Origin of the sequence: Okeania sp. SIO2F4 (assembly GCF_010672385.1) — a bacterium.
In the GTDB taxonomy this organism is placed as follows: domain Bacteria; phylum Cyanobacteriota; class Cyanobacteriia; order Cyanobacteriales; family Microcoleaceae; genus Trichodesmium.
Genome location: NZ_JAAHGT010000478.1, coordinates 1 through 7312, shown reverse-complemented (window position 1 = coordinate 7312; position 7312 = coordinate 1). Strand labels below are relative to the sequence as shown.

6 protein-coding genes and 2 pseudogenes are annotated in these 7312 nt (G+C 33.9%); 3 read left to right on the top strand and 5 right to left on the bottom strand.

The genetic code is table 11. The annotated features are described in order from the left end of the window. Together F6K22_RS25260 and F6K22_RS25255 are read right to left on the bottom strand one after the other, a co-directional pair. The coding region (locus F6K22_RS25260) for a peptidylprolyl isomerase (RefSeq protein ID WP_293104319.1) at nucleotides 1-600 on the bottom strand (600 nt) is incomplete at its 3' end. Between the two features lie 665 nt (nucleotides 601-1265). Next, nucleotides 1266-2138 (bottom strand): TIGR00297 family protein, encoded by an 873-nt coding sequence (locus tag F6K22_RS25255; RefSeq protein WP_293104316.1) that lies wholly within the window; start codon nucleotides 2136-2138, stop codon nucleotides 1266-1268. A gap of 249 nt (nucleotides 2139-2387) precedes the next feature. On the opposite strand from F6K22_RS25255, the gene F6K22_RS25250 reads away from it, so the two are divergent. Together F6K22_RS25250 and F6K22_RS25245 are read left to right on the top strand one after the other, a co-directional pair. Continuing rightward, on the top strand, nucleotides 2388-2825 hold the full coding sequence (locus F6K22_RS25250; RefSeq protein WP_293104313.1) for a VOC family protein: 438 nt from the start codon (nucleotides 2388-2390) through the stop codon (nucleotides 2823-2825). Nucleotides 2826-3889: 1064 nt separating this feature from the next. Continuing rightward, nucleotides 3890-4592, top strand: a pseudogene (locus F6K22_RS25245) (Uma2 family endonuclease). A gap of 182 nt (nucleotides 4593-4774) precedes the next feature. Here F6K22_RS25245 and F6K22_RS25235 read toward each other — a convergent pair. Both F6K22_RS25235 and F6K22_RS25230 read right to left on the bottom strand, forming a co-directional pair. After that, on the bottom strand, nucleotides 4775-4912 hold the full coding sequence (locus F6K22_RS25235; protein ID WP_293104310.1) for a hypothetical protein: 138 nt from the start codon (nucleotides 4910-4912) through the stop codon (nucleotides 4775-4777). Between the two features lie 60 nt (nucleotides 4913-4972). Further along, complete coding sequence (locus tag F6K22_RS25230) at nucleotides 4973-5572, bottom strand: esterase/lipase family protein (RefSeq protein WP_293104307.1); 600 nt, start codon at nucleotides 5570-5572, stop codon at nucleotides 4973-4975. A 428-nt stretch (nucleotides 5573-6000) separates the two neighbouring features. On the opposite strand from F6K22_RS25230, the gene F6K22_RS25225 reads away from it, so the two are divergent. Further along, the gene (locus tag F6K22_RS25225; protein ID WP_293104304.1) at nucleotides 6001-6495 is read left to right on the top strand and encodes a hypothetical protein; all 495 of its coding nucleotides are present in this window, start codon (nucleotides 6001-6003) and stop codon (nucleotides 6493-6495) included. Between the two features lie 210 nt (nucleotides 6496-6705). Here F6K22_RS25225 and F6K22_RS25220 read toward each other — a convergent pair. Next, nucleotides 6706-7312, bottom strand: a pseudogene (locus tag F6K22_RS25220) (tetratricopeptide repeat protein); the annotation flags it as partial.

The window sequence follows — 7312 nt, the reverse complement described above, 5'->3', positions numbered from 1 at the left end:
TCCTAAAATATCTCCAGGATTCGCAGAATTAATTGTATTTCTCAAATCTTCTGGCAAACTAGCTAAAGTAACTCCACCCATAATGCCATTAAAATTTTTATCATTTGTGACTGAATATTCTTTAGCTAAATCTTCAAACTTTCCCCCTTCTGCCACAATTTTTCGATGCAAAGCATCTGCTAATTCTTTATCTTCGACTACAATTCTAGATAAAATTACATAATCCAGACCTGCTTTACGCTCATTAAAATATGCTTCTATTTTTTCTGAAGTAATAGAATCTCTTAATTGTTTCAGTTTAAAAGAATTTGCTATTTGTGCTTCTAAAGCATTATAACTAATTCTATTTTGTTGTAACCATTCTTGAAATTTTTGTTGGTCTTCCAGCTTTCTTTGCAATCTAAAATCAATGATTGCCTGTTGAATAACTGCTGGATTTACATTCATATCTTCCCTAGATTGCAATTCTTTTTCTATCACATATTGACGGACAATTTCTGTGACAAAAGATTGTAACTTCCCAGAAGCTTGCAAATATTTTAAACCTTGCCCCCATGATAGTTGTTCTTCACCTATAGTTAATAGTGGTTTAGATTCCATTGGTAAAATTCCGCCCTTTTGCTAAATATCTTTACAAATAAATCTTAGTCTATGTTAATCCATAAAACTTAAAATCTGACCAACACAGTTTTTCTCATATATTTTATATAGAAGCCATTTGATATCTTTAGCACCTGGTACAGGTTTTTGGTAAAGGAGTCAAGAAGTCAGGATATCGAGAATACAGAATAGGAGAAAAGGTAAAAAAATGCCCCCATATTCACCACCTCCTCATACTTCTCCACTATATAGTCCCAAATGAGTTCTATAAAATCCTGATAATTACTATAGCCAAGTCCGCAGCGACTGAAACGGAGTGGAAGGAGGTAATCTCAGGAGTGGCGCGAAATTGCTTCCTATCCTAGCAAGGACAAATTTTCAACCGGATTTTATATGTAGGTGAAATAACTTCAGCTAAATTATAGAAATTTAGACTATACAGTTTCTCAGTTAATTTGACAACTTTTCAATCGGATTTTACATTAGGCGAAATAAATTCAGCTAAATTATAGAAACTTAGACTATCGCAATCCTAAATAGGTTGTGACAAATTAAAAAGTAGATAAAAAATCTGAAACTCCTACCTGTTCCCTGTTCACTGTTCCCTAAAAAGCAGTAAAATTTTTGACACGAATAAAATAGGTAGGATTGCTATATACAGTTTCTCAGTTAATTTGAGGCAAAGTAACTAGCCAGGAAAATAAACCTAAGACTGGGGAAACAGAAAAGCTCATAGCTGATGATTGATTACTAATTAGTATATAATACCAAACTATAGCTAATAGAATTGCGGCGATCGCCCCGATTAAAGTATTGATAATATTTACTACTTCATTTGTTAACCATTCAAACTGAGACTGCATTGTTGCCCCAATTACACTTTCTAAATTAGTAGCAATAAACGCTGAAATAACACAAAAAGCTATTCCTGTCAAATCAATTAAACCTACAGTCCAACCCAGGAAGGCGATCGCCACGGAAGCTACGATACCTGCTAAAGTCCCTTCTAAACTTACAGCACCCTCTGTTCCCCGCGGTACTGGTTGTAGAGTTGTAATTAAAAATGTCCGTTTACCGTAAGCTTTTCCTACTTCACTAGCACAAGTATCAGAAAGCTTGGTACTAAAACTAGCTACATAACCCAACATTAGTAAAAATGGTAAATTTTCTATGGGAGGATGATTTGGGTATAACACACCAATAACCCAAACTCCGACAGCACAAATAGCAGCAGTCAAAGCCGAACCCCAAACATTTTCTGGCCCTCTAGCTCCTTCCCGCTTTTCTGCAATTCCGGCAGCTTGCTTTTCGGCCATTCCAATACGAGTAACCCCAGAACCCACCAAAAAATAAAACACTACTACTGCATATCCAGGCCAACCCAAACTACCCCAAATTAAGACACCCAGTATCCAAGCATGAACTATTCCTGCTGGAGTTAACAATTTTTTTGGGGCAAAATAAACTAGACTAAGTAAAATAGTGTTTAAAATTATAGCTACTAACCAGGGATTCACAGAATTAATATTAGATAACATCGTATCTACCCACCGAAAACATCTGCTGTAATTTTAACTCGAAGGAAGAAGGAAGAGGATGGAAAAAGGGTGAATTAATTTGAGAGGCGCGAGAATATCCTAATAGTAATGGCGAATACTATAAAAAATATCCTACTTCTTGAATCAACCAAAATTTCCAACTGAATACTTCTTAACCCTTCCTATTAATATATTCTCAATTTTTTTTTTCAGTACAAAATAACATTTATACATTACAAGGAAATAACCATGAATCAAGTTCTTTTTCACTTAGCTTTTCCCGTCAATGATATTGCTCAAACAAAAGATTTTTATGCCAATGGTTTAGGTTGTGAAGTTGGGCGAGAATCTCCAAATTCAGTAATTTTAAATCTTTATGGCAATCAAATTGTTGCTCATGCTGCCAAAGAAACTTTAGAACCACAAAAAGGAATTTATCCCAGACATTTTGGTTTAGTTTTTACTCAAGAAAGTGATTGGGAAGCTTTGCTAGAACGTGCTGAAAAAAATAAATTAAAATTCTATCAGCAACCCAGACGAAGATTTACGAATTCTCCTTTGGAACATCGAACTTTTTTCCTGGAAGACCCGTTCCATAATTTGCTAGAGTTCAAATATTATTGTCATCAAGAAGCAATTTTTGGGTGTAACGATCGTCAAGAAGTTGGCGATGCTGTAGCAGTTTAAATTAGTTTGGTGTTAAACAATTAATAATTAGGGTTTAGTGAATAAGTATTATAGGTAAGGGTAGGAGTCAGGAGTCAGGAATTAGGAGAAATAGAAATTACAGAGGATGTAGTTGGAAGAATTGCCCCTTAATTTTTCTGCCCTTGTCTGCTAAAAATACTCATATTCTCAGGGATAGGAAGCAAAAAGCTTGTACTTTTTTCCTATAAAAAAGGCTAAAGTATTTATATGTAAATTTATATATAAATGCTTTTGGATTTAATCAGCAAGCCCTAATTAATAGTTACCTCTCCTCAAAATGGATAGGATTGATTAAAAGACTTTTTTTCTTTTTTATCCTTAACAGGAGAGGTTTTAAACCTGAATTGTTCAATGATTAATTACAGCAGATTAGGTGATTAATTTGGTACAACTGACAGGGTAAATTTTTTTGCTCATTCCCTATCCTCATACCTATCTTCCCTACCCTGTAATACCATTTCTCAAAAACTTTTCTACATTTTGTTGAGCTGGGGAGTAGGGGAGTTGGATGCAAAGTCCGTACAGATAAGTAAAAATATGAATAATTAATACGCCCCTTACTAATAATTATCAAAAAGGTTATTCGACCTGTATTAATTACTTAATAATTGAAGTGTTGTCTAAGTACAGCATTAGTTTTGGTAATTGGTATAAGGACTTTGCATTCAACTTTCCTACTATTCCCTACTTCCTAAAAACATCAATATAAGTACCTCATAACTTTGGAAAATACTGTATTTGTTAAATTCACAGCCAAATTCATAAATTAAGTTAAATTAGTACAAAAATAGTAATTACTGAATCAACACAACTGGATATTAATTCTGTTACCGAGAAATTGTGGGTATGCGCCTCCCCTTTTAAGGGGAAAAAAGCGGTCGTTTCGCTTCGCGACATGAATTGCTCGCAGTCCGTTAGGATGGGATGGCGAGGTCTCCTCGCTGGCCTCCAATCGACCAAGAGAAGAAAAAATTTTTCATGATTAGTCAATCCTCTTATTTTCAAGGAGAGGTAATTATTAATTATTAATTATTAATTATTAATTGTTGAAAGACCATACTCAACTACCAGAATCAGACTGTACATTTGTGAAAAACTTTCAGGAACATCATCAAAGTATTCTATTAACTGATTCTATCAAACCTACCCTAGATAAAATTCATCCTGACAGACAATATGCGATAGGTCAAGACTTTGGAATTTATTGGCGATTAACCGATCCTCCTCTCAGAGGATCTGAAGCACCAGATTGGTTTTATGTTCCCCATATTTCTCCTATTTTAAATGGAGAAATACGACGCTCTTATGTACTTTGGCAAGAATATATTGCTCCTCTCATTGTCTTAGAATTTGTTTATGGAAATGGTGCAGAAGAAAGAGACAAAACTCCACCAGAAATATCGGATTTTCAAGATGATAGAAAACCTGGTAAGTTTTGGGTTTATCAAAGAGGGATTAGAATTCCGTTTCACGGCATTTATGAATGAAGTTAAAAAAGCTGGTGTAGAATTATATAGTTTAGTTTCTAATGATTATGAATTGGTAAAGTCTAATGAACAGAATCATTTTCCCATTCCGCAGTTAGGTATTGACTTAGGTATTTGCCAGGGAAATTATCATAATATGGAGCTACCTTGGTTACGTTGGTGGGATAATCAGGGCAATTTATTATTAACTGGTGCAGAATGTACTGAAATATTCACTGAAAAGTTAGGTCAAATTCAAATAAATTCACACCAAGAATAACAGTAGAAATATTGATTATGAATTGGCGAAGTTTAATGAAAGGAATCATTTTCCCATTCCGCAGTTAGGTATTGACTTAGGTATTTGCCAGGGAAATTATCATAATATGGAGCTACCTTGGTTACGTTGATGGGATAATCAGGGCAATTTATTATTAACTGGTGCAGAATGTACTGAAATATTCACTGAAAAGTTGGGTCAAATTCAAATAAATTCACACCAAGAATAACAGTAGAAATATTGACTAATTGATTTAATGAACTGATAAATACATCTTTATTAGTAATTACCTGGTTGTTAAATCCACTTGCTAAAATCAATTATTTTCCTCTACTCCCTACTCCCTACTCCCTACTCCCTACTCCCTATTTGTATTTTGACTAATATTCTGCTTTTAATTCCTCAACAATTACTTTCAACACTTTTTCATCTGATATCATCCAAGCATGAAGTAAAACATCTATTTTGATATCTCTACCTACTGGTATTTGAGAACTTCTAGCAGGCACAATCATGGCATCATAAGGTGTCCAAATAGAGGTGAAATTTATTTGTTCTAATAAATCAATATCTTGGTTTAAATTTGAGAGAAAATCACTTTTCAGACGCATCTGCTTAGGTGCTGCTAAATTTGAAGCGTAAGCTGTTAATGTGCCATTGTGAGGAGAAGAAATAGTAATAAAACGTTCTACTTTATCAATACCTCCTAATCTTTGAACGTAGTAACGACTTACTATTCCTCCCATACTAAAACCTATTAAATCAATGGGTTGATTAGGTGGAAATGTTCTATCTACATAATCCGCTACTTGTTCTGCTAGTTTATCTAAACCTAAAATACCGTAATTAGGAACTAAGTTCAGACAATATACTTCCCATCCTAATTTTTTTAGGTATCGAGACATTTTATCGAATATTCTTATGGTGTCAAAAATTCCGTGGATTAATAACACTGGATTAGTTTTGTTTAAACTTTCCATATTACTTTTTGAATATTTCTAATTCTATATTTTAGGATGAGGCGATCGCTTTTCTTTCGTTCACTAGGACAGTATTTTTACTGGTATAGCGCGTAGCGCTAGGGAATAGGCAACACTTAACTGGGAACAGGGAACAGTAGAATATCAACGGGTTTCAGGATATAAAAATGTCCTAATCTTTGCTTCGACTACTATATAAAGTTTTTTTAGTGATTATTCTGTAAATTATGAAATATATGTAAACAATTACTAATTTTTCTACCTCTGAGTTTCCCCAGTCCCTAAACTTACGATGTATGTATTGTAGTAAATATAAAGTTTTATAAAGAAATATAGACAAAACTTACGCTAGCTCTTAACTTAACAATAGAGCATTAAGCTGTAAGCAATACTACAAAAAATCAAAAATCATTGAGGAGATAAACATCATGTTAGCTTTTATCGGAGGATTATTTGCCGGAATCTTCGGTATTTTTCCTTTTGGAAAAAAGTCTGATTATTTATTAGAATTTGACGATGCTAAAGGAAACAGTGCGCCCAAGGAAGAATCAACTCAAGCTAGTGTAGCAGCACCAGCACCCACAAAAACAGAAACTAAACCTGCTAGTTCTGAAACTCCAAAACAGACAAAAGCTAAACTTTCTGCTGCTAAAAAAGCTGAAAAAATCGCAGCAGCAGAAGCAAAAAAAGAAGCTAAAGCTGCGAAAAAAGCTGAAAAAGTTGAAGCACAACAACCAACTGCTCCTCAAGTAGCAGCACCACAACCTCCAATAACAAATTTTACAGTTTCTCAGAAAGCAGAAGAAGTAGTATTATTTGCTCCTAACTTTTTAATGCCAAAACCCACAGCAAAACGTCGTCGCCCCGGTCCTAATATGAGTATGTTCCGTAGCATGGCTAAGAGTATGAATTTACCAAGATAGTATTAGTAATAAATTTATCAAAATAATTGGGTTTAAAACTTCGCCTTTTTTGGGTTTAAAACCCCACCTTTTAAGGCGAAATGTTTTTGGATTGTTGCTTAAAATCCCCTTTACACGCAACAACTTCTTGCTTCTAACTTCTGACTTCTGACTTTGTTAACAAAGGGTGAATAAATTAGCTTTTAAATAAATAATTGCTATGTCATAACCCTAAGTTTTTAAGAATACTAAAGAACTATATAGTTGAAAAGCTGGGTCCCACATTGTTTCTATTTTACGGGATATATCAATCTGAGACTTCAGACGACTTAATAGTTGTGTATAATCTTGACTTGTTACTTCTCCAAAAGGAGTAAACTCAGACCAAGTTGTTACTTTACCTAATTTTTGGTCAATCATATTTACTAAGTCATTCCATTTACTTCTATTAGTAGTTTGTGGTGTTAATAGGAATTGCTCTTGAGTCTGAATCTTAGGAGTAATTCCTTTTTGATATTGATAATTTTGGTCACAAAATCTAATAATGCTACGGCGACTAGAAAGATGTAAATCTAATATATTTGCATAATCTTGAGTCATTTTCTTATGACGAATTTTTTGGGAACGTCGCCGAGGATCGTAATCCATTGCATCCATAAAAATAGGTAATAATCCTTCAACTTTTGCTACTACTTCTGACCAGTCAAAATTTAAACTTCCCATTTTATCTTCCTCATTTAAACAAACAATATTTGCCTGGGGAGAAATAGATTGAAAATATTGCACTCTGAAAATATGTATCTTTTCAATATCTGATATTTTTGCCCAAAACACAGGA

What these genes read in the sequence shown, in the direction of transcription:
- F6K22_RS25255 (WP_293104316.1), bottom strand. Translation starts at nt 2,138, where the DNA reads ATGTTATCTAATATTAATTCTGTGAATCCCTGGTTAGTAGCTATAATT.
- F6K22_RS25250 (WP_293104313.1), top strand. Translation starts at nt 2,388, where the DNA reads ATGAATCAAGTTCTTTTTCACTTAGCTTTTCCCGTCAATGATATTGCT.
- F6K22_RS25230 (WP_293104307.1), bottom strand. Translation starts at nt 5,572, where the DNA reads ATGGAAAGTTTAAACAAAACTAATCCAGTGTTATTAATCCACGGAATT.
- F6K22_RS25225 (WP_293104304.1), top strand. Translation starts at nt 6,001, where the DNA reads ATGTTAGCTTTTATCGGAGGATTATTTGCCGGAATCTTCGGTATTTTT.